Raw genomic sequence first — 26,284 nt, 5'->3', positions numbered from 1 at the left:
TCCATACTCAGCCGGCGATGCGCCGGCCGGCCTCGTCCACCACGCGCTCGCCATCCTCCTTGGTTAAGGCGCCCTGCTGCTGCGGCAGCAGATCGAGCACCCGTTCGGACGGACGGCACAGGCGCACACCCAAAGGCGAGACCACGAAAGGACGGTTGATGAGGATGGGATGGGCCATCATGGCGTCGAGCAGGGCGTCGTCGGAAAGGGCGGGATCGCCCAGTCCGAGTTCCGCATACGGCGTGCCCTTCTCGCGCAGCGTCTCGCGAACGGAAAGACCGGCGCGACTGATGAGATCCTCGAGCCGCGCGCGGGTTGGCGGCGTCTTCAGGTACTGGATTACATGCGGCTCGATCCCGGCATTCCGGATCATCGCCAGCGTGTTGCGCGAGGTGCCGCAATCCGGGTTGTGATAGATGATGACGTCCATAGCTCAGGCCACGTCGGAGCGCGGATCGGTGCCACCTTCGAGGCGGCCGATCTCGCGCAGCTTGGTACCGAGGGCGAGGCGGTCGAGCTTGGTGATCGGCAACGCCGTGAACACCGAGATGCGGTTCTTGAGATAGCGGAAGGCGGCGTTGAAGGCCGCTTCCCGGACGATGTCGCTGCCCTCCACCGCGGCGGGGTCCTCGATGCCCCAATGGGCCGTCATCGGTTGCCCCGGCCAGATGGGGCAGGCTTCGCCGGCGGCGTTGTCACAGACGGTGAAGACGAAATCCATCACCGGCGCGTTCGGCTCGGCGAATTCGAGCCAGCTCTTGGAGCGAAAGCCATAGGTCGGGTAGCCGAAGGCATTCAGCGTCCGGATGGCGATCGGGTTCACCTCGCCCTTGGGGGCGCTCCCGGCCGAGAAGGCGCGGAACCGGCCGGCCCCGTCCTTCGAGAGGATGCTTTCCGCGAGGATCGAGCGGGCGGAATTGCCGGTGCACAGGAACAGCACGTTGAACACGTGATCGGAGCTCGTGTCAGGCATGGGTGTCCTCAGTCTTGGGTTCGCAGGCGCAGGACAAGGCAGCAACGGCGGGGGCGCAGACCTCGGGATGCCCGTTGCAGCAATCGCGCATCAGGAAGGCCACGAGATCGGAAAGGGCAGGGTAGACGGCGCTGTAGATGATGGATCGCCCTTCCCGCCGCGAGCGCACCAGTCCGGCCTGCTCCAGATGGTTCAGGTGAAAGGACATGCGGGAGGAGGAAGCGCCATCCATGGCCTCGCCGATGGCGCCAGCAGGCAGCCCCTCCGGACCGGCCTGCACCAGAAGGCGCACCACGCGGAGACGGGTTTCCTGAGACAGCGCAGCGAAGGAGGCGAGGGCACTCGATTCATCCATGAGTCAACATCTCAAGATTTATTGAGATGTTAAGTACGCCATTCCGCGGAAAACGACAAGCCCCGGGCACGGCGGATCTGGCCCGTTCAAGGGCACATTGCCGGATGGGAGCGTCAGGACTTGGTGGAACGGCCAGTGCCGGCCTATGGCGGGGTGGCGCCCATCAATCGTCCATCGATTGTGATGCCCACACGAGGTATTCACCGATGGACGTATGCGCCTCGGTGAAGGCCCGCACCTTTGCGCTTGGCGGGGGAGGGCGCGTAAGAGGCAGATGCGCGCCGCCGAGCGGCAAGCGCGCAAGCCTGCGGGCCCTCCTCACATCCGTACCCGTGACCCAGCGCGACAGACATGCGTCGCTACGGGCGGGGGCGATTGCTCCGAAAGCCAGGAATGGGCCGGAGCAGAACGGCTCCGGCCCCCTTGGTACTGTCGCCCTACATCTTCTTAACCAGCGGGCATTCGCTTTCGGCGAGGGGGCGGAAGGCCCGGTCGCCGGGAACGGTCGCCGCGAGCTTGTAATAGTCCCACGGCGCCTTGGACTCCGCTGGAGTCTTCACCTGGAACAGGTACATGTCGCGAATGACACGGCCGTCCTCGCGCACCTTGCCGTCCTTCGTCATGAAATCGTTGACGGGCGTGTCCTTCATCTTCGCCATCACCGGGCCCGCGGCATCGGTCTTCGCCGCCTTCACGGCCTTCAGATAATGGGTCACCGCGCCATAGACCCCCGCTTGATAGAAGGTGGGCATGGCCTTGCGCTTCTCGTAGAAGCGCAAGGCGAAGGCGCGGGTGCCGTCATTCATGTCCCAGTAGAAGGGGGCGGTGAGGCGGATGCCCTGCGTGGCCTTGAGGCCGAGGGCGTGCACCTCTGTATCGGCGAGGAGCAGGGCCGCAATGGTCTTGCCTGATTCCGCAAGGCCGAACTCCGCGGCCTGCTTGATGGCGTTCTGCGTATCGAGGCCGGCCGTCGCGAGGGCGACGACCTCGGCCTTCGAACTCTGGGCCTGCAGCAGGAAGGATGAGAAATCCGGCGCATTGGCCGGCATCCGTACCGAACCATAGACCTTGCCCCCCGCCGTCTGGACCACAGCTCCGGTGTCACGCTCCAGCGCATGGCCGAAGGCATAGTCGGAGGTCAGGAAGAACCAGTTCTTCAGGCCGGAGGCCACCACCGCATCGCCAGTCACGTGGGCGAGTGCGTAGGTGTCATAGGTCCAGTGGATGCCGTTCGGAGAGCAGGCCTTGCCGGTGAGGTCCGAGGAGGCGGGCGAAGAGAAGATGGCAATGCGGTCCTTCTCCCGCGTGATCTGCTGCACGGCCAGCGCCACGGCGGAGTTGGGCACGTCCATGATGGCGTCCACGCCATCCACCTCGTACCATTTGCGTGCGGTCGCGGCGCCGATGTCGGCCTTGTTCTGGTGGTCGGCGGAGATGATCTCCACCTTCGCGCCCTCGATGGGGCCGAAGTCCGCCACCGCCATTTCCGCCGCAAGGATGGACCCGGCGCCGGTGGAATCGGACAGCTGGCCGGACAGGTCGGTCAGGATGCCGATCTTCACCACCCCGTCCGAATAGGACTGGGCCCGGGCGCCGGCGAGCGGCAGGGCGATGGCCACCGCGCATGCGGCCGCCAGCATCGTCTTTTTCATTGTTGTCCTCCCTCTTATATCTGGTTCAGAGCGCCGTCTTCAGGCGCGGCGCGTATTTGGCCGCGGCGTTGAGGCCGGCGAGGCGGCCGAACACGGCGCCGCGCAGCACGGAGGTCGAGCCCGTATAGACCTGGTGATAGAGGCCCACCGTCTCGCCGGCGGCGTAAAGGCCGGGAATGACCTTGCCATCGCCGTCCAGCACCTGGGCCGAGGCATTCACCTTCACGCCGCCGAAGGTGAAGCAGGCGGTGGAGATGATCGGATAGGCGCGGAACGGCGCCGTCTCGATCCGCCGGCACCAGTGCGACTTGCGGGGCTCAAGGCCCGTGGTCGCCCGGTGGTCGATGGCGAAGGGCGTGAAGTCGCCGCTCTCGTCCGGACAGGCGGCGTTGAAGGCGGCGAGGGTGGCGAGGGTCTCGGCCGGCAGCCCCAGCTTTTCCACCAGCGCTTCCAGCGTGGGCGCCTCCACCGCCGGAACATCCGAGCGGATGGAGGTGCGCCAGCGCGGGATGTTCTCCACCTTGGCGTCGAAGATGACCCAGGAGATGCCGCCCGGCTGGTCGGCGATGGCCCGGCCGATATTGTCGTAGTGGGCATCCACCGTGCCGGGCGCCTCGTCGAGGAAGCGCCGGCCGTCGCGGTTCACGAGCACGCCGTAGGGATAGATGAACACCACCGCCTCGGCCTGGAGCGAGCGGGGATCCACCGGTTCGGCGTGGTAGGAGCCGAACTCCCCGGCGGGGGCCGCGCCGGCCTCCAGCATCATGCGAATGCCCTCGCCGCGATTGTAGTAGCCGCCCCGGGCCACGGGCCGGATGTTGGCCGCCTTCTGGCCGATATAGCGGGTCATCATCTCCGGATTGCCCTGGAAGCCGCCCGAGGCGAACACGGTTCCGCCCGCGCGGAGCTCCTCCCGCCGCCCGTCCGGACCGGTGACGGCGACACCCGCGACGCGCCCGTCGGCATCGCGCAGCAAGGCGGTCGCGGTGGTGCGGAAGCGCACCTCGGCGCCAAGCCGCTTCGCCTCGGCCATCAATCGCTCGATGAGCGCGAGGCCACCGCCCTGCGCGGCGATGCGCGTGGTGTTCTGGGTGAGGAGATAGATGGGCTGGGGGCCGAACTTCAGGCCGAAGCCCTTCAGCCAGGCGATGGTCGGCGGCACCTCGGCGGCAAAGGTGGAGATGACCTCGGGGTCCGGAAAGGGATGGGCCTTCACCACCGCCGGCCAGTCCGCATAGGGGCGGGCTACTTCGGTCAGGACGTTGGGATCGAGATTGGGGCCGGCATTGGCGGCGAAATGCTCCTCGAAATCGTCGGAGATCTCGCTGTCGTTCTTCATGCGCATATAGGCTTCGGTCCAGCGCGTGTTGCCGCCGAACTCCTCTTCCGGCGCGCGCTCGAGCAGCGTCACCGAAAGCCCGCCCTCGAGGGCGGACACGGCCGCGCTGAGCCCGGCGATGCCGCAGCCCACTACGAGCAGGTCCGGGCCTTTTGCTGTCACTGGCATGTTCTCCTCCCGGAGTTTGATTGTCTTTGTTCGGCTTCAGCGGGACGCGGCGGTGCCCATGGCGACGACGCCTTCCCGCGCCAGCGCGGCGATGGTGTCCGGCGCATAGCCGAGGGCTTCGAGGACGTCGGCCGTATCGGCTCCCACCTCCGGCGGGTCGCTGCGCAGCGAGAGGTCCGCCTCGCCCATGTGGATGGGCAGGCGTGGCAGGCGCGTTTCCACGCCGTTGGGCAGGCGCGTCGGCATCAGGCCGCCGGTGGCGGCGAGGTGGGGATCGTGGAACAGGTCCTCCGGCCGGGCGATGGGCGCGAAGGGAATGCGGGCCTTCTCGCAGAGCGCCACGGCCTCGTCCTGCGTCAGCGACCCGAACAGGCAGGCGAAGCAGGGCAGGATGCGTCCGCGCGCGGCGACGCGGCCGTTATTGGTGGCAAGGCTGGCATCGGCGAGCATGTCCTGCCAGCCGACCAGCGCGCAGAAGCGCTGCCAGTGCCCGTCGGTGGTGATGCCGACGAAGATCTGGCGCCCGTCCCTGAGCGCGAAAGGCTCGTAGACCGCCCAGGCCGAGACGCGCTCGGGCATGGGCGGAATGGGCTCGTTGGTCTGCGCCGCATAGGCGAGGTGCTGCCCCATGAGGAAGACGGTGGTCTCGAACAGCGCGGCCTCCACCACCTGTCCCTCGCCGGTCGCCTCGCGCTCGCGCAGCGCGGCGAGGATGGCGATGACGGCGAACATGCCGCCCGCAATATCCACCACCGATGTCCCCGCCCGCAGGGGCCGGCCGCTCGGCCCGGTCATGTAGGCGAGGCCGGACATCATCTGCACGACCTCGTCGAGGGCGAGGCGGTGGGCATAGGGGCCATCGAGGAACCCCTTCAGGCTGGCATAGACGAGCCGGGGATTGAGGGTGGTGGCGGTCTCCGCATCGAGCCCGAGGCGACCCATGGTGCCGGGGGCGAAGTTCTCCACCAGCACGTCGGCGCCCTTGATGAGGCGGCGGGCGATCTCGCGGCCCGCATCGCTCTTCAGATCCACCGCCAGGGAGCGCTTGTTGCGGTTGAAATAACCGAAATAGCCCATGCCAAAGCCCTGGAGCTGGCGGGTGGGGTCACCGCCCGGAGCCGGCTCGATCTTCAGCACGTCGGCGCCGAGATCGGCGAGGATCATGGCGCAGGACGGGCCCATGACCGTATGCCCGAAGTCGAGCACGCGGATGCCGGCAAGGGGCAGGTGCTTCTCACGGATCATGGCGTGGTCCCTCCCGCCTTGGTGGTCGTGCGGGGGAGGGCACGCGGCCCCGCGCCGTCGTAGGCGTAGGGCACCGCAGGCGGCATCGGCCCCTTGATGCGGCCGCCCTGCGCCTTCTGCTCCATGGCGTGGGCGAGGATGCCCACCGATCGGGAGAGGATGAACAGCCCGCGGCCCTCCTCCGGCGCGAAGCCGAGCTCGGACAGGACGACGGCGGTTGCACCGTCGATATTCATGGGCAGGCGCTTGCCCTTGGCCGTCGCGAGCGCATCTTCCACCGCGCGGCCGATGGCGGCGAAACGGCCCGTGACAGCGCCCCGCGCCACCGCTTCGTCCACCAGCGCGAGCAGCCGCCCCGCTCGCGGGTCCACCGGATGAAAGCGGTGGCCGAAACCCGGCACATGCTCGCGCCGCAGCAGGCGGGCACCGATCTCCGCACCGGCGGCGGCATCGAGGGCGATGCCGTGTCCGGCCCGGCCATCGACGGCGGCATACAGCTCCATGCATTGCTGGCCGGCGCCGCCATGGACATCGCCGAGTGCATTCACGGCCGATGCCATGGCGTTGTTCACCCCCACACCGCAGGTCATGGCCATGCGGGCGATGGCGATGGAGGGCGCCTGTGGACCGTGATCCACCGCCGCCACCAGCACCGCGCCAAGCAGCGCCGCTTGATCGGCGCTCGGCAGGTCGCCGCGCAACATCAGCCAGATCATCTCCGGAAAGGAGACAAAGCCGATGAGGTCCTCGATTGCATAGCCCCGGACGCGGATGGCGCCGGGCGCGATGTCGATGATGGCGGTGCGCCACCACTGGCCAGGATCGGGAGAGGATGTCACGGCGCCCTCTCAGCCCAGGATGAAGGGGTTGGAGCGGTTGGGCTTGGTGGTGATCCACACGCTCTTGGTCTGCAGATATTCCTTGATCGCCTCCACGCCGCCCTCGCGACCAAGGCCCGAGCGCTTGTAGCCGCCGAAGGGGGTGGCGAAGCTGGTGGAGCGATAGTTGTTCACCCAGACCGTGCCGGCCTTCAGGCGATCGACGCACCACAGGGCGCGATGCAGGTCCTTGGTCCACACGCCGGCGGCGAGGCCGAAGGGCACGTCGTTGGCGATGGCCAATGCCTCGTCCTCGTCCTTGAACTTCAGCACGCAGACCACAGGGCCGAACACTTCCTGCTGGGCGATGCGCATGTCGTTGCGCACGCCGGTGAAGATGGTGGGTGCCACGAACTGCCCCTGGCCGTAGCCCGGGCCGGACAGGGCATGGCCGCCGAGCGCGAGGGTGGCGCCGTCCTCCTTGCCCATGTCGATCATGCGCAGGATCTTCTCGAACTGGGCGCGGGTGGCGATGGGCCCCACCTGCGTCTCCATGAGCGCGGGATCGCCGATCTTCGCGTCCTTCACCACCTCGATCAGGCGGGCGAGGAAGGCATCGTGGATGCTCTCCTGCAGCAGCAGGCGGGAGCCCGCCATGCAGGTCTGGCCGGAGGCGCCGAACACGCCAGCCACCGCCCCCTTCACCGCCTGCTCAAGGTCGGCATCGTCGAACACGATGTTCGGCGACTTGCCGCCGAGTTCGAGCGTCACCTTCTTGAGGCCGGGGGCGGCCGCCTCGTTCACCTTCTGCCCGCCGATGTCGCCGCCGGTGAAGGCCACCTTGGCGGTGAGCGGGTGGCGGACCAGAGGCTCGCCGACTTCGGGGCCGAAGCCGGTCACCACGTTCACGACGCCCTTCGGAAAGCCTGCCTTTTCCGCGAGCTTGGCCAGCTCCAGCAGCGAGGCGGAGGTGTATTCCGAGGGCTTGATGACGATGGTGTTTCCGGCCGCCAGCGCGGGCGCCATCTTCCAGGTCGTAAGCGCCAGGGGCGAGTTCCACGGGGTGATGGCCACCACCACGCCCAGCGGCTCCAGCTTCGTATAGTTGAAGACGTCCGCCTTGTTGATCGGCACCACGTCGCCGCCGACCTTGTCGGCGAGCCCCGCATAATAGTGGAACCACTGTGCGACGTTGCGGACCTGGCCCGCGACCTCGGCCATGAGCTTGCCGTTGTCGCGCTGCTCGATCCTGCCGAGCAGGTCCACATTCTCCTCGATCAGGCCCGCGAGCTTGCGCAGCAGCGCGCCGCGCTGGGTGGCGGTGAGCGAGGACCATTCCGGCGAGAGGAAGGCGCGGTGGGCGGCCTCGACGGCGCGGTCGGCATCGGCGGCGGTGCCGCGCGGGATCAGCGCCCACGCCTCTCCCGAGAAGGGCTCGCTGGTCTCGAACCACGCGCCCGATGCCGGATCGCACCACGTGCCGTCGATAAAGAGCTGGTAGCGCTCCACTCTTTCCTCCCCAAAATTCTGCTAGACAGAACTAGTTTCTTTCTAGTAGAACTATCGTCGCGGGTCAGGCGTGTCAACCGCCGTGGAGGCGTGCGTCGGCATGAACGGGGGCGGGATGTCTTCAGACGTGGAGAAGGACGCGAAGTCCGCAGGCGGGGTGGAGGCGGTGGACCGCGCCTTCCGCATCCTCGGTGCATTTCGGGATGGCGACACGGCCCTCAGCCTTCACGAGCTGTCCGAGCGGACGGGCTTCTACAAGAGCACTCTCCTGCGCCTTGCGGTCTCGCTGGAGCGCGCCGGATGCCTGGTGCGAATGCCGGACAAGACCTACGCACTGGGCTTCGAGGTGATGCGGCTCGGCAGCCTCTACCAGCGCAGTTTCAGGCTCGACCGGCACGTCCGCCCCATCCTGCGCGAGCTGGTGCGGGAGACCGGGGAGAGCGCTTCGTTCTTCCATCGCGACGGGCCGGTGCGGGTCTGCCTGTTCCGGGAAGATTCCAATCAGCCCATCCGCGACCATATCCGCGAGGGCGACGTGCTTGCCCTCGACAAGGGCGCCGCCGGGCACGTGCTGACGGCCTTCTCGCGGACCCGGGACATGGCGGAGCGTCGGACGCTGCTCGCGAATCTGCCCTTGGTGTCTCAAGGGGAGCGGGACACGGAAACAGCGGCCATCTCGGTGCCGGTTTTTTCCGGCGGCATCGCCCTTGCGGGCGCGCTGACGATCTCCGGCCCGCGCACCCGCTTCACGCCCTCTCAGATCGCCATCATGTCCCCCGTGCTCGTGGCCGCCGGCCAGGAGCTCACGGCCATCCTCGGCGGGCAATGGCGTTAGGGGATTTGCTGTCGCGTTGAAGCGCGAAGGAGTTCCAACTCCGTTCATGCAGGCGGCCGTTCCGCGATCTGCCGGACGGCGGCCTCCGGCATCGGCATGGCCTTTTTCCGATCGGCACGTCCCCGGACAAAATGGTGCGGCGCAGGTCGTGGCAGCGACGGGCTCGATCAGCCGGCCACGCGCGCCCGCGCCGGCTCGTCCATCATGGCGCCGTCCACGGCGGTGGCTCTTGCCCGACAGGGACCCCCAAGGTCTGCAGTCAGCAATTAATTGCTTCTAAAGCGGGGCCGGGACGCGCTCGATGGCTGCATCCTCAGACTGCAGAAGAGAGACCGGGCCATGCAGCATTTCAAGTTCTGCAGCGTTATTGCCGCCGCGATATTCTTGACGCCCGTCTCCAGCCTGGGAGCGGTAGAACTTCTGAAAGCCCGCCTCGCGCAGAATCTGGCGCCCATCTCGGCCCTCACCATCGTCGCCAAGGCGCAGGGGCTGTTCGAGAAGGAAGGCCTCGACATCTCGGTGAGCAACTTCACCAGTGGCAAGCAGGCCCTCGACACGGTGATCGGGGGCGGCGCCGATATCGCCACCACGGCAGAAGCACCGGTCACGGCGGCCGCCATGGCCGGCCAGCCCATCGCATTCGTGACGGGCATGGAATATTCGGACATCAAGACCCTGACGGCGAAGAAGGCATCCATCAAGTCGTTCGCCGATCTCAAGGGCAAGAAGATCGCCTACACCGCCGGGACCGGCAGCGAGGTCTACACGACCGAATTGCTGAAGAAAGCGGGCCTCACCAGCAAGGACGTCACGCTGGTCAATCTGAAGCCCCAGGAGATGCTGCCCGCGCTGTCGGCCGGAAGCATCGATGCCTACGACACCTGGGAGCCGCACATCGCCAACGGCAGGAAGGCGCTCGGCGACGATGTCGCGCTGCTCGATACCAAGGGCGTCTATTCCGAGACCTTCAACATCGTGGTGATGCAGGACTACCTGAAGGCCAATCCGCAGATCGTTTCCAAATTCCTCGCAGCGCTCATTGCCGCCGAAGCCTGGGTGAAGGCGCATCCCGAAGAGGCGATCGAGGTCGTCTCGAAGGCCGTGGGCATGAAGCCGGAGGATCTGAAGCCGATTTGGAGCGACTATGTCTATCAGGTCGGGATCGGGGCGAAGCAGATCGATGCCCTCAAGGCCCATGCCCAGTGGCGTCTCGATACAAAGAACCATCCGCCCGGCGTGACCGGCGTGCCGGACTTCGCCGTGGTTCTCTTTCCCGAACCCCTGCGTGCGCTGGATGCCGCCCGCGTCACCTACAAGCTCAACTGAAGCGCCGGCATCATGGCTGACATCTCCACCCCGGTGGCGCTCTCCCCACGCGGGGCAGGCGCGCTCCCCGCCGCGGGGGCGAAGCGGCGGCGCAGTGCCCGGCTGAGCCAGCGGATCAACATGGCGGTGGGGCTCGTCTCCATCCCGCTTTTCCTGATGGTCTGGCAACTGATCGCGCAGGCGAGGATCGTCAATCCCATCCTCTTTCCCGCGCCCACCGAAGTTGCGCGCGCGGCGATGGAATGGGTCACGAGCGGCTTGTTCGTCGAGGACGCGGTGGCGAGCCTGAAGCGCGTGGCGACCGGCTATTTCGTCGGGTCCGTCGTCGGCGTGGGATGCGGCCTGCTCACGGGTCGCTCCGCCTTCTTCTCCGGGCTGCTCGGCCCGCTGTTTCAGGTGCTGCGGCCTATCCCGCCCATCGCCTTCGTCTCCATCGTCATCCTGTGGTTCGGGCTGTCGGAGGGCGGGAAGGTCTTCCTGATCGTCTGGGGCGTGTTCTTCACCGTTTGGCTGTCCACCCATCTCGGCGTCCAGAAGGTGGATCAGGGGCTGGTGCGCGCCGCCCAGATGCTGGGCACGCCACGCCGCAGACTGGTGGGCGAGGTGGTGTTGCTGAGCGCGCTGCCCTTCATCGTCGTGGGCCTGCGCACGGCGGTGGGCATTTCCTTCTACACGCTGGTGGCGGCGGAGCTGGCGGGCGCCTTCGCCGGTATCTTCTATCGCATCCAGCTGGCCCAGCAGAACATGCAGACCGGCCTCGTCTTCGCCGGCCTCGCGGCGCTGGGCCTCATCTCCTTCATCGCCGATCGCTGTTTCGCGATGCTGGCGCAGCGCCTGGTGTGGTGGCGATGAGCATCATTTCCATGATCCGCAAGCCCGTGCCTGTCCCGTTGAGGGAGGCCGGCGAGGTCGAGATCGACGTGCGCGATGTCACCATCGCGTTTGAGCGGGATGGCGGCGAACTCGTTCCCGCCGTCGACCGGGTGTCCTTTCAGGTGCGCCGCGGCGAGTTCATCTGCCTGCTGGGGCCGTCCGGCTGCGGAAAGTCCACCCTCCTCAATGCCGTTGCCGGCTTCGAGACGCCCTATGAGGGCGAGGTGGTGGTGGGCACGAAGGTCGTCACGGGGCCGGGGCCGGATCGCGGCGTCGTGTTCCAGCAGCCCCGGCTGTTCCCCTGGAAGTCGGTGCGGGCGAACGTGGCGCATGGCCCGCGCATGGCCGGAAAATCGCGCGCCGACGCCGGCGCCATCGCCGACGAGCTGATCGAGATGGTCGGCCTTTCGCGGTCCGCCAAGGCCCTTCCGCACACGCTCTCGGGCGGTATGCAGCAGCGCGTCGCCATCGCCCGCGCGCTCGCCAACCGGCCGAACATCCTGTTGATGGATGAGCCGTTCGGCGCGCTGGATGCCCAGACCCGCACGGTGATGCAGGAGGGCCTGCTCCGGCTGTGGGCGCAACTGGACACCACGATCCTCTTCGTTACGCACGATATCGACGAGGCCGTGCTGCTGGCGGACCGGGTGCTCGTCATGTCGGCGGGGCCGGGGCGTATCGTCCGCGACCTTGCCGTGGACCTTCCGCGTCCGCGCACCATTGAAACAACACTGGGTGCCCGCTTCCAGGCACTTCGCCGGGAGTGTCTCGACCTCATCCGACAGCAGAGCCAGAAGGCCTTCGAAGGGACCCACGATGCTTGACAAGGTTGCCCCCACCGTCCGCCCTCCGCGCAGCGGCTTCGCGACCGCCCGTGCCGCTCTCGCCGATGGCGCCGATCCGGTGGCGCTGGTGCTTGATGCGGCGGATCGCGCCCAGGCGGCCGCAGGGGATGGCATTTTCACCGCTTTGGTCCCCCGTGCAGAGGTGGAGAGGAATGCGGCTGCCGCCGCTGCCCGCGCGCGGGCCGGCGAGGCGCTCCCGCTGCTCGGCCTCACCTTCGCGGTGAAGGACAATCTGCACGTGGCGGGGATGGCGACGACGCTCAACTGCCCCGTGGTCGCCATGGCGCCGGAGGAAAGCGCGCTGGCCATCAGCCGCCTGGAGGCCGCCGGGGCGGTGCTCATCGGCAAGAACACCATGGACCAGTTCGCGACGGGCCTGAACGGCACGCGCAGCCCCGATCCCCTGTGCCGCAATGCGCTCGACCCCGATTTCATCCCCGGCGGGTCCAGCTCCGGCTCCGGCGTCGCCGTGGCGGCCGGCATCGTTTCCTTCTCGCTGGGCAGCGACACCGGCGGCTCGGGACGTGTTCCCGCGGCCTGCAACGGCATCGTTGGGCTGAAGCCCTCGCTCGGGCTCGTGAGCACGCGCGGCGCCGTCTACAACAGCCGCCTGCTGGACTGCATCCCCATCTTCGCGGCCAATGTGGACGACGCGAGCGAAGTCCTCGGCCTGATCGCCGGCTATGACCCGCTCGATCCCTGGAGCCGCCGCGATGCGGACACCATCGGGACCGCGCCCATGCCGGCGCCTTCCACGCGCCTCGCCATTCCGCGCCGGGACCAGATGCGCTTCTTCGGCGACGCGGCCGCCGAGGCCGCGTTCGACACCAATCTCGATCGCCTGCGCGGGCTCGGCTACGCGCTGGAGGAGATCGATTATTCCCCCTTCGAGGAGGCCGGGCGGCTGGTGTTCCAGTCGGCGCTCGTGGCTGAACGGCTCGTCGAGTATGACGAGGTCATCACGGCCCATCGCGAAGCGATCCACCCCGCGGCGCTCGCCGCCATCGAGCCGGGGCGGGACTATTCCGCCAAGCAGGCCTTCGAGACGATCTACCGGATGCGGGAGCTGAAGCGCGCCGCGGAAATCGCGCTCGCCGACTATGCCGCGTTCGTGGTGCCGACAGTGCCGACCATCTACACCATCGACGAGATGCTGGCGGACCCCATGGTGCGCAACGCAACGATGGGCACCTACACCTATTTCGTGAACCCCATGGACCTGTGCGCCGTCGCGGCGCCCGGCGTCCCGGCCCGGGCGGGGCTGCCCTCTTCGCTCAGCTTCATCTCTCTTGCGGGACGCGATGGTGTGGTGGCGGGCCTTGCCCGGCAGTTTCAGGCAGAGGACTGAGAGGGTCGAGGCTCGCAGACACCGTATAGCCCCTCCGCCGAACACCAGCGTGCGAAGGCGGGGGCTACGAGCGAGCGTGCGACGGGGCCGGGGCAATCGCATCCCGTCCCCTCAGGCGATCACGACAGCGCCGTGGCGTTCTGCTGGTGGGCGAACGCCTTCAGCGTCTCCGACCGGATATGCGCGAAACATTCCCGCTTGATGGCGAGGAACGTCTCCGAGAACTGCACCTCCGGCGTGCGAGGGCGCGGAATGTCCACGCGGATGTCGGCGACGATGCGACCGGGATTGGCGCTCATCACCACCACGCGGTCGCCGAGGAAGATGGCTTCCTCGATGTCGTGGGTGATGAACAGCACGGTGGTGCGGAACTCCGCCCAGATGTTCAGGAGCGCTTCCTGCATCATCGCCCGCGTCTGGGCATCCAGCGCGCCGAACGGCTCGTCCATGAGCAGCACGCGGGGATAGTTGGCGAGCGCCCGCGCGATGCCGACCCGCTGCTGCATGCCGCCCGACAGCTCGGACGGATAGTGCTTCTCGAAGGATGCCAGCCCCACCAGGGACAGGAAGGTCCGTGCCGTCTGCTCGGCCGTCGAGGTGCTTCCGGTGGACATGAGGGGGCCGAAGGCGACGTTCTCCAGCACGCTTTTCCAGGGGAACAGCGTCGCCTGCTGAAACACCATGCCCCGGTCTGCGCCGGGGCCCTGGATGGTCTCGCCATCCACCTCCAGAAGCCCGCGCGCGGCGGTCACGAAGCCCGCCACCGCATTGAGCACCGTGGACTTGCCGCAGCCGGACGGGCCGAGCACGCAGACGAATTCGCCCGGCTCCACGTCAAGGTTGAAGCGCTCCACCACCGTGCGCCGCGCCGCGCCGTCTCCATAGGCGATGGACACATCCTTCAGCTGCAGCCGCCCGCGCCCCGGCGTCGGGGCGAGGTGCGTGGGCACGGGAAGAGGAGGGGACATCGACATCGCATCCCGGACGGCGCTCATTTGCCGAGCGCCTTCGCGAGGAAGGACGGATCGATGAAGGCCGCGTAGCCCGCCCGGTCCATCACCGAGGGGAGCCGCCCCTGGTCCTTCAGGAAGGTCGCGGTGGCGAGCACCGTGTCGGCGAACTGGCCGATCTGGCCGGGCGTGCCGAGATAGTCCTTCGTGATCTGTTCGGGGCAGGGCACCATGGTGGTGCCCTTCATCATGCGCTCGGCGTCCTCGGGCGGCAGGGACAATTCCTTGGCGATGATGTCCACCGTCTCCTTCGGGTGCTTCAGCCAGTAGTCGATGCCCTCGCATTCCGCCTTCACATAGGCGACCACCTGCTCGGGATACTTGGCGGCGAAGTCGTTCATCACCACCCCCACGTCCCAGGTGGGGTAGCCGCGCTTCGCCATCTCGCCGCTGGTGAGGAAAATCTCGCCGCCGTTCTTCACGATCTTGTCGAGGTTGGGCTCCCAGATCCAGGCCGCGTCGATGTCCTTGCGCAGCCAGGCGGCGACGGCATCGGAGGGCGACAGGTCGATGAGCTTCACGTCGGTGGGGTTCACCCCCGCCTCCTTCAGGGCGGCGATGAACAGATAGTGGGTGGTGGAGCCGAAGGGGGCGGCCGCCGTCTTGCCGGCGAGGTCCTTCAGGGACTTGATGTTCTTGTCCGAGCGCACGGCGAGGGATTCCACCGGGCCGAGCATGTTCAGCACGAAGATGCCCTTGTAGGGCAAGGCGCGGGTGGCGCCGATGGTGAAGGGCGGATTGCCGACGCCGCCGAAATCCACCTGGTTCGCGGCCACGGCGCGATTCATGTCGCCGCCCGAGCCGAACTTGACCCACTTGATGGGCACGCCGGATTTCTCGTGCAGGCCCAGTGCCTTGGTGACGAGCTGGGCATTGACGAGGTTGAGATAGCCGATGGTGATCCCCTCCGGCTTCTGCTGCGCCTGCGCGCCCGCCGAAAGGCCGAAAGAGAAAGCGGCGGCGAGCAGAAAAGAGGCCGTGCGTCGAAGCGATTTCATCTCAGTCTCCAGTCGGCGGGATAAGGATCAGCGGAAGCGCCAGGGCGTGAGCGCCCGTTCGGCGAGGCGGATGAGGAAGTCGAGCGCCATGCCGGTGAAGGCGAGGACGAACAGGCCCATGATGACGATGTCGCCGAGCAGGAACTTGCTTGCGTCCCAGATCATCCAGCCGAGGCCGGCAGTGGCGGCGACGATCTCGGCGGCCACCAGGACCGTGTAGGTGAAGCCGAGCGAGATGCGCATGCCGGTGCAGATGCCCGGCATGCAGGCGGGCAGGAAGACGTGCCGGAACAGCTGGCGCGAGTTGGCGCCGAGGCTCTTGGCCGCCTTCACATAGCGCGGATCGACGCTCGCCGCCGCGTGCATGGAGCTGATGGTCAGCGGCGGCAAGGCGGCCAGGAACAGGATGGCGACCTTGGAGGCGTCCCCAATGCCGAGCCACATGACGATAAGGGTGTAGAGCGCCAGCGGCGGCAGCGGCCGGTAGAATTCGATCACCGGATCGAACACCGCCTTCACGTCCCGGCTGAGGCCCATGACGATGCCCAGCGGAATGCCCACGAGGCAGGCGAGCGCATAGCCCGCCAGCACGCGGTAAAGGCTGGCAATGAGATGCTCGTGCAGCAGGCTGCCCTGGTAGCCCACGGTCGCGGTGCGAACGAAGGCGTCCCACACCGCCTTCGGCGAAGGCAGGAACAGGGGGTTCACCCACGCATAATGGGCTGCGAGCCACCAGAGAGCGAAGAGCGAGCCCGCGGTGAGGGTGGTGAGGAGACGTGCGCGGGGCAGGGCGGCCCGCAGCCGCGCCGGCAGCAGCTTCGGCCGTGCCGCCCTTTGCGCGCGCTCGGAAGCGGTCTCCACGGCGGTCATTCCTCGACTCCCAGAAGGTCCATGACGGTGAGGGCGAGGATGCGGGTTGCCGCGACCGCCTTGCCGATGTGGATGCTCTCGTTCACCGGCGCCCAGCCGTCTTCACCGGGGCCGAAGGTGACCGCCTTGAAGCCGCGCTCGGAGAAGCGGATCGTGTCGTTGAAGGCGTTCTTGCGGTAGAGCTTCGGCTCGCCGGAGAGCACCTCGCCATAGGCCTTGCGCAGGGAGCGGACGGGCTCGGCATCCGCCTCCTGTTCGCCGGTGCCGTCCACGAACAGCGCGCCGGGGAAAGGCCGGGCCTCGGCCTTCAAGGTCGGGTCGGCGGCAAGCGCACCGGCGATCACGCGGTTGATGTCCGCCATCACGCTGTCCCGCGTCATGCCCGGCAGGATGCCCACGACGCCCAGCACCGCCTTGCAGCTGTCCGGCGTGAACTGCATCTCACGCGGCACGCCCCCGGCGATGCGCAGCACCGTGACCATGGGCGGCGTGCCGCCCGCGTGCGGGGCGGGGGTGTGGGCGAAGCTCATCTTTTCGAGCTGCGGCAGCAGCTCCATCATCTTGGTGATGGCGTTGATGCCGGTATCGGGCCGCCACAGATGAGTCTTGATGCCGGAGGTCTCCACCTCCACGAGGAAGTTGCCGCAATTGGCGATGGCGATGCCCATGCCCCAGCCGCCATCGGGCGCGGTCCAGGCCGTGGGCTCGCAGACGATGGTGTAGTCGGCGGCAAGTCCGCATTCGTCGAGGAGGAAGATGGAGCCGTCCGGCCCGTTCTTCTCCTCGTCCGCCGTGTAGACGCATTTCAGCGTGCCCTTGAGGCGCACGCCGGCGGCCCGGATCGCTTCCACCGCAAGCAGCGTGCAGGCGAGGTTGCCGCGGGTGTCGGATGTGCCACGGGCATAGAGCAGGTCGCCGTGGCGCGTGGGCCTGAACGGATGACCGCCGGTCATGGTCCAGGCCGCCCAGTCGCCGGCGGGATAGGTGTCGAGGTGATCGTTGAGGATGAGGGATGGCCCCTCACTCGCGCCGGGAAGGTCGGCGATGACGTTGAGCCGGTGGGGTGTGCGAGCCTTCAGGTCCACCGTGAAGCCGAGGGCTGTGAGCTTGTCGGCGAGGAGCAGCGCGATGCCCTCTTCCTTCCCGCCCGGCAGGTCCGGGTCGAGCGGATTTTCCGCCTCGGGCTGGCCGGCCGGGATCAGCTCGCAGGCGAGATCGAGCCAGGCCTTTTCGGTGATGAAGGACAAAACCGCGTCGCGCAGGGGCAGGGCGGCGGGCTGGGAAGACAGTGCGACGGTCATGGCATCCTCGAAAGCGCAACAGAGCTCAGCAAGCGGGATGCCACTTGCCGGAATGCGGGTTATCCGATTGGAAGTTCGATGGATTTCGCCATTGCAAAGGAATTGCCTTTGAACGGCGTCCGCTCATTTTCGCGGCCGGGTTCGGGGCGGACATTAGTCAGTCGGCCATATATTTATCAAATCGATAATTTTGATATAAAAGCAATTCGTTGCTTGCGAGCCCACGTGCTGCGGTCAGCGCTCGCCGGCATGTTCCAGCTGCGCGGCGAGCGCTTCGGGCTTCAGGATGACCATCAGGCCGCGGCGGTTGGTGAGGATGCCCTCCTGCTGCATCCGGCCGAGCTGCACCGTCACCCATTGCCGGGTTGCCCCGATGAGCGCTGCCAGATCGGCATGGGTGAAGGCGGCGGCGATCAGAATGCCGCGCTCGTCCTTTACGCCATAGGTCTGGGCGAGGTGCTGGAGCAGTTGCACGAGCCGCTGCGCGACGGATCGCGTCCCCAGCATCTGCGCGAAGGCGGAGTAGCAGCGCGCCTTGAAGACGAGGGCGTCGATGATCCCGATGGCGAGGTCCGGCACCTGTCGCGCGAGCTGCCGCAGGCCTGCGCCGGGCAGGAACATCAGCCGGCTCGGCCGCATGGCGGTCGCGGCCCACATATGCGTGCCGCCGCCGAAGACATCCGGCCCGCCGACGAAGTGGCCCTTGGACCAATAGGCCAGCGTGATTTCGCGTCCCGAGGGCGCCACATAGAAGCTGCGGATCTGCCCGTCCTCGATCACCACGATGCCATCGTGGCGCTCTCCCTGGCGAAACAGGGGCTCGCCGGTTGCAAGGCGCATCTCGTGCCCATGCTGCCGGACGATGGCTTGATCGACCTCCGAGAGCCGTTCGATCAGGCTGGCCTCGCGGCGCAGAGGCATCTCCCATTCCGCCAGCAGAATAGGGGCGTCGAGACCCTCTCCCTCGACGTCATCTTTCGCCATTCGCCCTCGTCAGATGCTCTTTGCGCGCGTCCAGGTGCGCGAAGGTAGCGTGAAGGGCGGGGGATGACAGCCGCATCATCCCGAAAAAGTTCGGCATCCCATGGTGGATCGACGCTGGGCATTCCGTTTCGCCGGCGGGCGGGATATGAGCGGTCCCAACCTCACTCCACCACGAAGCGCTCATGTCCGATATGTCCACCTCCTTGGAACCCCGGGTTGCTCTTGTCACGGGCGCTGCGCGCGGCATTGGCCTTGCCGTGGCGCGCAAGTTCCTCGCCGATGGCTGGCGGGTGGCGCTGCTCGATATCGAGGCCCAGCTTCTGCAGGAGGCGGTCGCCGCTCTGGCCGAGCCGGAGCGCACGCTTGCTCTGGTCTGCGACGTGGCGGATGCGGCGGCGGTGGCGGAAGCGGTGCAGGCGATCGAGGCCCGGTTCGGCCGGCTCGACGCGCTGGTCAACAATGCCGGCATTGCCGTGTTCAAACCGATTCTCGAGACCACGGACGCGGAGTGGAGCCGCGTGCTCGACGTCAATTTGTCCGGCCCGTTCCACTGCACCAAGGCCGCCGCGCCGCTGATTGCGCGGCAGGGCGGCGGGGCCGTCGTCAACATCACCTCCATCTCCGGGCTGCGGGCCTCGACCCTGCGGGCCGCCTACGGCACCAGCAAGGCTGCTCTGGCCCACCTCACCAAGCAGCTCGCGGTGGAGCTCGCGGGCATCGGCATCCGCGTCAACGCCGTGGCGCCGGGGCCTGTGGACACCGCCATGGCGAAGGAGGTGCATTCGCCCGCGATCCGCGCCGACTATCACGACGCCATCCCGCTCGCCCGCTACGGTCTGGAAGAAGAGCTTGCCGAGGCGGTGCTCTTCCTGTGCGGCGACAAGGCGAGCTACATCACCGGCCAGGAACTCGCCGTGGACGGCGGGTTCGACGCTGCGGGCATCGGACTGCCGACCCTGCGCGGTGCCGCACGCAGAGGATGACCTCTCGGTCTCGACGGACCGCTATCGGCGTCCGGTGAAAAGGGGGAGGGCGTCTGGCGAGGAGCTTCACCCCCATTCGGCCCGTTGGGCCGCCGCCTGTCTGGTCTTCAGTCGTCGCCGCGTGATTGCAGGCTGAACGACGGCCCCCGGTCCAGATAGAGCTGAATACCGGGCGCCGCGCAGTGCGTCAGGAGCCGACTCACGCCGTCAGGTGCGTCGGGTCGGCTTGCCCTTGGGCTTTCCTTTGGGCCTTCCCTCGAACGTATTCGGACGCGGGCCTTTCGGCGGGCGTTCGCCCTTGCCTTGACCCGCCGGCCGCGCCTCGCGCGGCTTCTCGTACGCGGTTTTGCCGCGCTCCGCCCTGCCATCGGCAGGTTTGCCCGGCGCGGGTCCATTGCGAAAATTCCGGCCGCGTGCGGGCTTTTCGGATGGTGGCAGGCCGCCCGAGGGCCGCCCGCGGCCGGGACGCTTCGATTGTTCTGCGGGCTGGCCGGGCATCGGCTCGATGATGACGTCGTCGCCGTCCGCCTTGCGGGCCCCCTTGATGAAGCGGTCGGCGGCGGCGAGGCTCACCTCGAAGGCGGTCTCCTCGTCGAAGATGCGGATGACGCCGATCTCCTTGCGCGTCACGTTCCCGCGCCGGCAGATCAGCGGCAGCAGCCATTTGGGATCGGCATTGTTGCGGCGCCCGACATTCAGGCGGAACCAGACACTGCCGGCGCCCGATCCGCCGTCGAAATCCCGGCCGGCCGCCCGGTCGCGCGCGGCGCGGGGCTCGCCCGGGTCGGCGACCTCCTCCGGGGCCGGCAGGCCAGCCCGGTAAAGGCGCGCCAGCGCGGCGGCGAGATGCTCGGGCGAATGGGCGGCGAGCAGCGCAAGGCCGGCGCTGGCATCCTCTTCGCTCGGCTCGTCGGTGATGAGCGCATCGCTTAGCATGCGCTCGTGGTCGAGCTTACGAATGTCCTCGGAGGTGGGCGGGCCGGACCATGACGGCCGGATGCCGATCGCCCGCATGAGATCCTCGGCCCGGCGCCGGCGAAACGGCGGCACCAGAAGCACGCTCACGCCCTTGCGCCCCGCCCGGCCCGTGCGGCCGCTGCGGTGCTGCAGGCTTTCGCCATCGTTCGGCAGATCGGCATGGATGACGAGGCCGAGGTTCGGCAGGTCAATCCCGCGCGCCGCGACGTCGGTCGCGACACAGACCCGCGCCCGCCCGTCCCGCAGTGCCTGCAAGGCGTGGTTGCGCTCGTTCTGGCTCAGTTCGCCGGACAGCGCGACGGCTGAGAACTGCCGCTCCTGAAGCATGGCGTGCAGCCGCCGCACGGTTTCGCGCGTGTTGCAGAAGACGATGGCGCTGGGGGTATCATAATAGCGCAGCACATTGACGACTGCGTGCTCGACCTCGGTCGGCGCGACGCGCATGGTGCGGTATTCGATGTCCGCGTGTCCGCCTTCGGCTCCCGCCACCTCGATGCGCAAGGCATCGCGTTGATAGCGCTTGGCGAGCGCGATGATCCCGCGCGGCATGGTCGCGGAGAACAAGAGGCTGCGCCGCTCCGGCGGGGTGGCGTCGAGAATGAATTCGAGATCCTCGCGAAAGCCGAGATCGAGCATCTCGTCGGCCTCGTCGAGCACGGCCACGCGCAGCGCCGAGAGATCGAGCCGTCCGCGTTCCAGATGATCGCGCAGGCGTCCGGGCGTGCCGACGACGATGTGGGCGCCCCGCGCCAGCAGGCGTTGCTCCTGCCGCGGGTCCATGCCGCCGACGCAGGAGACGATGCGGGCTCCGGTCGCCGCATAGAGCCAGGCGAACTCGCGCTGGACCTGCAGCGCCAGTTCCCGCGTGGGCGCCACAACAAGCGCCTGCGGCACGCTCGCGAACTCGAAGCGCTCCTCGGCGCCCAGCAGGGTCTCGGCCATGGCGAGGCCATAGGCGACGGTCTTGCCGGACCCCGTCTGGGCCGACACCAGAAGGTCGCGACCCGACGCCTCGGGCGCCAGCACGGCGAGCTGCACCGGCGTTGGGTTGTCGTAGTCCCGTTCGGCCAAAGCGTGCGCGAGCGCTGGATTCGTCGTCAGGAAGGGCACGGCTGGTTCCGCCTATCTCGCAATATCGTCAGGCGTCGAAGGGGAGCCGTCGGAAAGCATCTGGAACGCCTTCCTAATAGGCCGGGAGTTCATATGCCACCGCCGCCAGGGTGCGCTTATAAGGCGCATGGCGGCATTCTCATAAAGCTGCCGCCAAAGATCGTCGACGGCAAGAGCCGGTCGCGGGCCTCATTCCGGACGCGCCGGCGGTAGTCGGCAGGGCTATTCGGCAGCCCCCGCTTGCAATTGCGCAGATACCTCACGCGCAATGGCGGCAGCCGTGCCCTGCAACGCCTCGGAATGTGCCGAAAGGGCATCGTCCAGGGAAAGCGCCGATCGGATCCAGATCATCGATACAACCGCCTCCACGCGGTCGCCGATCATGACGGGAGCCGCAATGCTGGAGGTCTTCGGCCGGAATTCGCCGCCATCGCGCACCGCAACGGCGCGCCGGCGCGTATCCTCGACCATGCGTTTCAGCCAGGTCTCATCGAGGAAAGGGCGGTCCTCGGGATCGTCGATGCGGCGCAGGTGATCGAGGATCATCGCCCGCTCCTCCGGCCTGCAGAAGGCAAGATAGGCCCGGCCCGCCGAGGTGCGCAGCATGGGCAGGCGATAGCCGATCATGCCCCGGTCGATGGAGAGGGGGCTGCGCGTGTGGGTGGTCTCGTGGATCACCATGGCGGCGTTCTCGTAGACCGTCAGGTCGAGCGGCCAGACGAGACGGGGCCCGTGCTCGCCGAACACCGGCCCCGCCGCCTGGCACACGCGGGAATGGGCGGCGTAGCCGTCGCCGAGGCTGGCGGAGAGGCGCGTGACCCTCACCTGCGACGAGGAGGCGGAGAAGGCCACATAGCCCTCTTCCTCCAGTGTCTGCAGCAGGCGGTAAACGGTGGGGCGGGGGATATCGAGGGCGCGGGCGATGGCGGCGGCACTGGTGCTGCCCACCGCATTGATGTGGCGGAGCACGGCGAGGCCACGGCGCAATGCGCGCACGCTGTCGGTGCGGTCCTGCGTCCCCGCGCCGTCGTCAGCCGGTCGCTGTCCCATGGTCCGGCCCCATCCTCGGCGCTCCCCCTCGGCCGGACGAACCGGTCGTCCCGCCATGCTACACGCGATGGGCGGGCGCTGCCCAGCCTGCGCCGGCCCGGGTGGCCCGGGCCGGCCGGGTTTGGCCTCAGGCCTTCTCGGCGACGACGGGGTTGCGCAGCACGCCGATGCCGCTGACTTCCACCTCCACCACATCGCCGTCCTTCATGAACAGCTTGGGCGTGCGCCGCGCGCCGACCCCGCCGGGCGTGCCGGAGACGATCACGTCGCCGGGCAGCAAAGGCAGGATGGTGGAGGTGTAGGCGATCAGCGTGGGGATGGGCGTGATCATCAGGTCCACGGTGGTGCGCTGCACCTCGGCGCCGTTGAGGCGGGTGGCGAGGGTGAGGCGGGTGGGATCGCCGATCTCGTCGGCGCTCACCATCCATGGGCCGAAGCCGCCGGTGGCGGCAAAGGTCTTGCCGGGCATGAACTGCGAGGTGTGGCGCTGCCAGTCGCGCACGCTGGCGTCGTTGTAGCAGGCATAGCCCGCCACATGGGACAGTGCATCGGCCTCCGAGATGCGCCGGCCGCCCTTGCCGATGATGACGGCAAGCTCGCCCTCATAGTCGAACTCGTCGGATTCCAGCGGCTTCACCAGCGCTTCGCCGTCGCCCACCTGGCTGCCCGCATAGCGCGCGAAGAGCATGGGATTGGGGGTCACCGTGCGGCCCGTCTCCACCACGTGGTCGTGATAGTTGAGGCCGACGCACACGATCTTGTCCGGGTCGGGAATGACCGGCGCCAGCGTTACGTCGGCGAGGGCGAAGTCCGCCGGCGCGCCGACCAGAGCGGCGGCGCGGTCGAGACCGCCGGCGATGAAGGTGCGCAGCGTCGGCGCGTCGGGGAAGCGGCGGGCGAGATCGACGATCCCGCCCTCGGTCACGAGGCCGTATCCGGCCTTGCCGGCATGGGTGAAGGACGCGAACTTCATGGGGGCAAACCTTTTCCTGGAACGTTTCGGGATGTGAGAGAGGTCAGGCGGCGGAGGCCTGTGCGGGGTCGGCGGGTGCCAGCGCATCGGCCATGGCGGCAAGGTCCGCCTCGTCGGCCGCGCTTCCGGCCACGTAGCGGTCGGGGCGGACGAGCACCGCCGCCGCGCCGGCCGCGTCCAGCAGCGGGCCGAGGTCGGGACAGTCGGCGACGGCGACGACGGCGATGCCGGACGCCTCGAAGCGCTGGCGCACCCGCTCGGCGGCAGCGCGCCAGAGCTGGTCGCGGCACAGCAAGACGAAGCCGAAGCCCACGGCGTCGTCCAGCCGGCGCCCGTCGGCGAGGCGGGGCTGGGCGAAGCGGCTGCCGGCGATGTCCACGCGGCCGATGGCGACGCCCGGTCCCAGCTGGGGCACCCGGCTGCGCAGGCGCACCACGCCGTCCGCATCGCGGAAGGCGGCGTTGAGGGCCGCCTCGGTGCCGCAGGTGTTGATGAGGCCGCCGAGCCGCACCGCGGTCTCGATATAGGCATGGGCGTCGGGCGCCCGCTCGCTCTGGTAGGTGTCGAGCAGGCTGTCCTGCGCCCGCCCCTTCACCACCGCCTCGAGCTTCCAGGCGAGGTTCGCCACGTCGCGGACGCCGGAGCACATGCCCTGGCCCATGAAGGGCGGGGTCTGGTGGGCGGCGTCGCCCGCCAGCAGCAGACGGCCAGCGCGCCAGCGCTGCGCCACCGCCGAATGGAAGGTATAGACCGCCGCCCGCTCCAACTCCGCCTCGTCGGGCCTGAGCCACGGCGCCAGCAGCGACCAGACCTTCTCGGGATGCACCATGACGCGGCCGTCCTCGTCGGGCAGGACGGTGATCTCCCAGCGGCGGCGGTCGCCGGGGCCGCGCACATAGGTGGCGGGGCGCGCGGGGTCGCAATACTGGATGGTGTGATCGCCCAACTCGGGCTTCGGCCGCCTGAGCACCGCGTCCACCACCAGCCAGCGCTCGTGGAAGCCCAGGTCGTCCATGGACGAGCCGATGAAGCGGCGGACCAGCGAGCGGGCGCCGTCGCAGCCCACCACGTAGCGGGCGCGTGCCTGCTGCAGGCGGCCGGTGGCGAGGTCCTCATAGCGGACCGTCACCCCCTCGCCATCCTGCTCGAAGGCGAAGGCGTCGCAGCGCGTGCGCACCTGCACGCTGGGGAAGCGCCGGAGGCCGTCGCGCAGGGTCCGCTCGAGGTCCGGCTGGTGGAAGCGGTAGCTGGCGTGCCAGCCGAATTCGCTCACCTCCTGCGGGCGCGGCCAGTCCATCAGCAGCGCGCCTGTCGCGTCGACGAAGCGCATGCCGGGATTGACCCGCAAAGACGGGATGATCTCGTCCGCAAGGCCGATGGTCTGGAACACGCGCATCACCTCGTCGTCGAAGTGCACGGCGCGCGGCAGGTGATAGGCCTCGGTCTCGCGTTCGAGTACGAGGGTGGAGACGCCCTGAAGGCCGAGCAGGTTGGCGAGGGTCGCGCCAACGGGCCCGAGGCCGATGATGACGACGTCGAAACGATCCGGCGTGCTGCCGTTTGCCTCGGGCATGGTTTTCCCCGTGTTTGGGCCGGACTGATCCCAGAGCGGGTCTCAGCCGGCAATGAAGCCGGCCCCGGCGTCCGCCTGGCGGACATCGGTGCGGTAATGAGGGCCCGCGGGAGGGCGGAAGCGGGGTCCCGCGGGGGCTTGGATGGGAAGGGCGGCGGTCAGCCCGCCAGCCGGCTGTAGAGCCAGGGGCAGTCCACCACGTCCGGCGACCTCAGGCCGTTCGCGGCCGCCGCGAGGCGCATGTTGCGCAGGCGGGCGCGCGGCTCCTCGGGCAGATAGAGGCGCTCGTGCCCCCAGAAGCTCGGGCCGGCGAAGGTCTCGTGCGGCTCCCATGTGGCCGGATCGATCACCCGCCCGCCCCAGCCGTTCTCCACGAAGAAGCCGGAGGGCGAGTTGGCGTAGAAGGAGGTCATGAAATCGTTGGTGTGGCGCCCCAGCGTGTAGGCGAGGCGCCCCTCCTGTAGTTCGGCGAGGTCGTAGCCCTGGCCCACGTCGTCGAGATTGTTGAACTCGATCATGAAGTGGTGAAAGCCGGTCTGCCCCGAGCCCACCATGGCGAGGCTGTGGTGGCGCCCGTTCACGTGGAAGAAATAGAGCGGGTAAGGGGTGAGCCCGTAGTCGCTGATGTGGAAGTCCAGCAGGTCGCGATAGAAGGGCAGGAGCGCGTCGATGCGCACCGCGTGCAGCACGGCGTGCCCCATGCCGAAGGGGCCGGTGCGAAAGCCCGAGATGGGGCGGCCGGGCACGAAGGGATCGCTCGCCCGCATGGGGTTGAAGAACAGCTCGACACTGTTGCCGTCGGGATCGGCGAAGGTGATGAGATCCTCGACGAAGCGCCGGTCCGCCAGCGACCGCGCGCCCCGCGTCACCGCGACGCCGGCGGCCTCGAGGCGCGCGGCGAAGTGGTCGAGGTCCGCCTTCTCCTCCACCTCCCAGCCGATGGCGGCGATCACCGCGCCCGGCTCGTTCACCACGAACAGCCGCTGGCGCTGGTCGTCCATGCGGAAGGTCGTCTGGGCGCGGGTCGCGTCCACCGCCTGCATGGCGAGGAGGCCCGAGGCGAAGGCGTTCCAGTCGTCCATCCTGTCCGAGCGGATGCCGAGATAACCGAGCGCGATGACGCCCATGACGGTGGTCCTCCGGGTGGGGGTGGGTCTTGGCGGCGGGG

General features: G+C 68.2%; 24 protein-coding genes. 6 read left to right on the top strand and 18 right to left on the bottom strand.

Annotated elements, in window-relative coordinates:
- Positions 1–7: 7 nt before the first annotated feature.
- From arsC to FHT36_RS14040, 8 genes are all read right to left on the bottom strand, one after another.
- The gene (arsC, locus tag FHT36_RS14075; protein WP_169123118.1) at positions 8–430 is read right to left on the bottom strand and encodes an arsenate reductase (glutaredoxin); all 423 of its coding nucleotides are present in this window, start codon (positions 428–430) and stop codon (positions 8–10) included.
- Positions 431–433: 3 nt separating this feature from the next.
- Entirely contained in the window at positions 434–973 is a 540-nt protein-coding gene (locus tag FHT36_RS14070; protein WP_169123117.1) for an arsenate reductase ArsC, read from the bottom strand.
- Positions 966–1,328 carry a helix-turn-helix transcriptional regulator gene (locus FHT36_RS14065; protein ID WP_169123116.1) on the bottom strand — a complete coding sequence of 121 codons (363 nt, stop codon included), beginning with the start codon at positions 1,326–1,328 and terminating at the stop codon, positions 966–968. Before FHT36_RS14065 ends, FHT36_RS14070 begins: the two co-directional genes overlap by 8 nt.
- A 437-nt stretch (positions 1,329–1,765) precedes the next feature.
- The gene (locus FHT36_RS14060; RefSeq protein ID WP_169123115.1) at positions 1,766–2,980 is read right to left on the bottom strand and encodes an ABC transporter substrate-binding protein; all 1,215 of its coding nucleotides are present in this window, start codon (positions 2,978–2,980) and stop codon (positions 1,766–1,768) included.
- A 25-nt stretch (positions 2,981–3,005) separates the two neighbouring features.
- Positions 3,006–4,481, bottom strand: a complete 1,476-nt coding sequence (locus FHT36_RS14055) for an FAD-dependent oxidoreductase (RefSeq protein WP_210257746.1) — start codon at positions 4,479–4,481, stop codon at positions 3,006–3,008.
- Positions 4,482–4,523: 42 nt separating this feature from the next.
- On the bottom strand, positions 4,524–5,732 hold the full coding sequence (locus FHT36_RS14050; protein ID WP_169123113.1) for a CaiB/BaiF CoA-transferase family protein: 1,209 nt from the start codon (positions 5,730–5,732) through the stop codon (positions 4,524–4,526).
- Complete coding sequence (locus FHT36_RS14045; protein ID WP_169123112.1) at positions 5,729–6,571, bottom strand: citryl-CoA lyase; 843 nt, start codon at positions 6,569–6,571, stop codon at positions 5,729–5,731. Before FHT36_RS14045 ends, FHT36_RS14050 begins: the two co-directional genes overlap by 4 nt.
- A 9-nt stretch (positions 6,572–6,580) precedes the next feature.
- A complete protein-coding gene (locus FHT36_RS14040; RefSeq protein ID WP_169123111.1) occupies positions 6,581–8,059 on the bottom strand; it encodes an aldehyde dehydrogenase in 1,479 nt (492 codons plus the stop codon).
- 115 nt (positions 8,060–8,174) lie between these two features.
- Between FHT36_RS14040 and FHT36_RS14035 the strand changes: the two genes are divergently transcribed.
- From FHT36_RS14035 to FHT36_RS14015, 5 genes are all read left to right on the top strand, one after another.
- Complete coding sequence (locus FHT36_RS14035; RefSeq protein WP_210257745.1) at positions 8,175–8,894, top strand: IclR family transcriptional regulator; 720 nt, start codon at positions 8,175–8,177, stop codon at positions 8,892–8,894.
- Between the two features lie 339 nt (positions 8,895–9,233).
- On the top strand, positions 9,234–10,220 hold the full coding sequence (locus tag FHT36_RS14030; protein WP_169123109.1) for an ABC transporter substrate-binding protein: 987 nt from the start codon (positions 9,234–9,236) through the stop codon (positions 10,218–10,220).
- A gap of 12 nt (positions 10,221–10,232) precedes the next feature.
- A complete protein-coding gene (locus FHT36_RS14025; RefSeq protein WP_169123108.1) occupies positions 10,233–11,072 on the top strand; it encodes an ABC transporter permease in 840 nt (279 codons plus the stop codon).
- Positions 11,069–11,917: an ABC transporter ATP-binding protein gene (locus tag FHT36_RS14020; RefSeq protein WP_169123107.1), complete on the top strand. Its 849-nt coding sequence runs from the start codon at positions 11,069–11,071 to the stop codon at positions 11,915–11,917. Before FHT36_RS14025 ends, FHT36_RS14020 begins: the two co-directional genes overlap by 4 nt.
- The gene (locus FHT36_RS14015) at positions 11,910–13,286 is read left to right on the top strand and encodes an amidase family protein (protein ID WP_169123106.1); all 1,377 of its coding nucleotides are present in this window, start codon (positions 11,910–11,912) and stop codon (positions 13,284–13,286) included. The genes FHT36_RS14020 and FHT36_RS14015 overlap by 8 nt, the downstream gene beginning before the upstream one ends.
- 119 nt (positions 13,287–13,405) lie before the next feature.
- Here FHT36_RS14015 and FHT36_RS14010 read toward each other — a convergent pair whose 3' ends face one another.
- From FHT36_RS14010 to FHT36_RS13990, 5 genes are all read right to left on the bottom strand, one after another.
- Positions 13,406–14,254 (bottom strand): ABC transporter ATP-binding protein, encoded by an 849-nt coding sequence (locus tag FHT36_RS14010; protein ID WP_210257744.1) that lies wholly within the window; start codon positions 14,252–14,254, stop codon positions 13,406–13,408.
- A 23-nt stretch (positions 14,255–14,277) separates the two neighbouring features.
- Positions 14,278–15,294, bottom strand: a complete 1,017-nt coding sequence (locus FHT36_RS14005) for an aliphatic sulfonate ABC transporter substrate-binding protein (RefSeq protein WP_169123104.1) — start codon at positions 15,292–15,294, stop codon at positions 14,278–14,280.
- A gap of 27 nt (positions 15,295–15,321) precedes the next feature.
- Positions 15,322–16,164, bottom strand: a complete 843-nt coding sequence (locus FHT36_RS14000; protein WP_169123103.1) for an ABC transporter permease — start codon at positions 16,162–16,164, stop codon at positions 15,322–15,324.
- Positions 16,161–17,465, bottom strand: coding sequence for a M20 family metallopeptidase (locus tag FHT36_RS13995; RefSeq protein ID WP_169123102.1), 1,305 nt, complete (start codon positions 17,463–17,465; stop codon positions 16,161–16,163). Before FHT36_RS13995 ends, FHT36_RS14000 begins: the two co-directional genes overlap by 4 nt.
- Before the next feature lie 234 nt (positions 17,466–17,699).
- Positions 17,700–18,449 carry a Crp/Fnr family transcriptional regulator gene (locus FHT36_RS13990; protein WP_169123101.1) on the bottom strand — a complete coding sequence of 250 codons (750 nt, stop codon included), beginning with the start codon at positions 18,447–18,449 and terminating at the stop codon, positions 17,700–17,702.
- Between the two features lie 182 nt (positions 18,450–18,631).
- Between FHT36_RS13990 and FHT36_RS13985 the strand changes: the two genes are divergently transcribed.
- Positions 18,632–19,432: an SDR family NAD(P)-dependent oxidoreductase gene (locus FHT36_RS13985; RefSeq protein WP_246702212.1), complete on the top strand. Its 801-nt coding sequence runs from the start codon at positions 18,632–18,634 to the stop codon at positions 19,430–19,432.
- A 207-nt stretch (positions 19,433–19,639) separates the two neighbouring features.
- On the opposite strand, the gene FHT36_RS13980 is transcribed toward FHT36_RS13985, so the two are convergent.
- The 5 genes from FHT36_RS13980 to FHT36_RS13960 form a co-directional block, all read right to left on the bottom strand.
- Complete coding sequence (locus tag FHT36_RS13980; protein WP_169123100.1) at positions 19,640–21,520, bottom strand: DEAD/DEAH box helicase; 1,881 nt, start codon at positions 21,518–21,520, stop codon at positions 19,640–19,642.
- Between the two features lie 222 nt (positions 21,521–21,742).
- Positions 21,743–22,570 carry a DNA-binding transcriptional regulator gene (locus FHT36_RS13975; RefSeq protein WP_169123099.1) on the bottom strand — a complete coding sequence of 276 codons (828 nt, stop codon included), beginning with the start codon at positions 22,568–22,570 and terminating at the stop codon, positions 21,743–21,745.
- A gap of 127 nt (positions 22,571–22,697) precedes the next feature.
- On the bottom strand, positions 22,698–23,543 hold the full coding sequence (locus FHT36_RS13970; protein WP_169123098.1) for a fumarylacetoacetate hydrolase family protein: 846 nt from the start codon (positions 23,541–23,543) through the stop codon (positions 22,698–22,700).
- Positions 23,544–23,586: 43 nt separating this feature from the next.
- Positions 23,587–25,116, bottom strand: a complete 1,530-nt coding sequence (locus tag FHT36_RS13965) for a bifunctional 3-(3-hydroxy-phenyl)propionate/3-hydroxycinnamic acid hydroxylase (RefSeq protein WP_169123097.1) — start codon at positions 25,114–25,116, stop codon at positions 23,587–23,589.
- A gap of 158 nt (positions 25,117–25,274) precedes the next feature.
- The gene (locus FHT36_RS13960; protein ID WP_169123096.1) at positions 25,275–26,243 is read right to left on the bottom strand and encodes a VOC family protein; all 969 of its coding nucleotides are present in this window, start codon (positions 26,241–26,243) and stop codon (positions 25,275–25,277) included.
- Between the last annotated feature and the right edge of the window lie 41 nt (positions 26,244–26,284).

Origin of the sequence: Xanthobacter sp. SG618, from assembly GCF_012932745.1 — a bacterium.
GTDB lineage: Bacteria > Pseudomonadota > Alphaproteobacteria > Rhizobiales > Xanthobacteraceae > Xanthobacter > Xanthobacter flavus.
The sequence above is the reverse complement of the archived record's forward strand: the minus strand, read 5'-3'. Positions and strand labels throughout refer to the sequence as shown.

Excerpts from the sequence above, each read along its gene's own strand:
- FHT36_RS13995 (WP_169123102.1), bottom strand. The coding sequence starts at position 17,465 with ATGACCGTCGCACTGTCTTCCCAGCCCGCCGCCCTGCCCCTGCGCGAC.
- FHT36_RS14070 (WP_169123117.1), bottom strand. The coding sequence starts at position 973 with ATGCCTGACACGAGCTCCGATCACGTGTTCAACGTGCTGTTCCTGTGC.
- FHT36_RS14060 (WP_169123115.1), bottom strand. The coding sequence starts at position 2,980 with ATGAAAAAGACGATGCTGGCGGCCGCATGCGCGGTGGCCATCGCCCTG.
- FHT36_RS14010 (WP_210257744.1), bottom strand. The coding sequence starts at position 14,254 with ATGTCCCCTCCTCTTCCCGTGCCCACGCACCTCGCCCCGACGCCGGGG.
- FHT36_RS14015 (WP_169123106.1), top strand. The coding sequence starts at position 11,910 with ATGCTTGACAAGGTTGCCCCCACCGTCCGCCCTCCGCGCAGCGGCTTC.
- FHT36_RS14025 (WP_169123108.1), top strand. The coding sequence starts at position 10,233 with ATGGCTGACATCTCCACCCCGGTGGCGCTCTCCCCACGCGGGGCAGGC.
- arsC (WP_169123118.1), bottom strand. The coding sequence starts at position 430 with ATGGACGTCATCATCTATCACAACCCGGATTGCGGCACCTCGCGCAAC.
- FHT36_RS14020 (WP_169123107.1), top strand. The coding sequence starts at position 11,069 with ATGAGCATCATTTCCATGATCCGCAAGCCCGTGCCTGTCCCGTTGAGG.
- FHT36_RS13970 (WP_169123098.1), bottom strand. The coding sequence starts at position 23,543 with ATGAAGTTCGCGTCCTTCACCCATGCCGGCAAGGCCGGATACGGCCTC.
- FHT36_RS14065 (WP_169123116.1), bottom strand. The coding sequence starts at position 1,328 with ATGGATGAATCGAGTGCCCTCGCCTCCTTCGCTGCGCTGTCTCAGGAA.
- FHT36_RS14030 (WP_169123109.1), top strand. The coding sequence starts at position 9,234 with ATGCAGCATTTCAAGTTCTGCAGCGTTATTGCCGCCGCGATATTCTTG.
- FHT36_RS14035 (WP_210257745.1), top strand. The coding sequence starts at position 8,175 with ATGTCTTCAGACGTGGAGAAGGACGCGAAGTCCGCAGGCGGGGTGGAG.
- FHT36_RS13965 (WP_169123097.1), bottom strand. The coding sequence starts at position 25,116 with ATGCCCGAGGCAAACGGCAGCACGCCGGATCGTTTCGACGTCGTCATC.
- FHT36_RS14005 (WP_169123104.1), bottom strand. The coding sequence starts at position 15,294 with ATGAAATCGCTTCGACGCACGGCCTCTTTTCTGCTCGCCGCCGCTTTC.
- FHT36_RS13975 (WP_169123099.1), bottom strand. The coding sequence starts at position 22,570 with ATGGGACAGCGACCGGCTGACGACGGCGCGGGGACGCAGGACCGCACC.
- FHT36_RS13985 (WP_246702212.1), top strand. The coding sequence starts at position 18,632 with ATGTCCGATATGTCCACCTCCTTGGAACCCCGGGTTGCTCTTGTCACG.
- FHT36_RS14000 (WP_169123103.1), bottom strand. The coding sequence starts at position 16,164 with ATGACCGCCGTGGAGACCGCTTCCGAGCGCGCGCAAAGGGCGGCACGG.
- FHT36_RS14050 (WP_169123113.1), bottom strand. The coding sequence starts at position 5,732 with ATGATCCGTGAGAAGCACCTGCCCCTTGCCGGCATCCGCGTGCTCGAC.
- FHT36_RS13990 (WP_169123101.1), bottom strand. The coding sequence starts at position 18,449 with ATGGCGAAAGATGACGTCGAGGGAGAGGGTCTCGACGCCCCTATTCTG.
- FHT36_RS13960 (WP_169123096.1), bottom strand. The coding sequence starts at position 26,243 with ATGGGCGTCATCGCGCTCGGTTATCTCGGCATCCGCTCGGACAGGATG.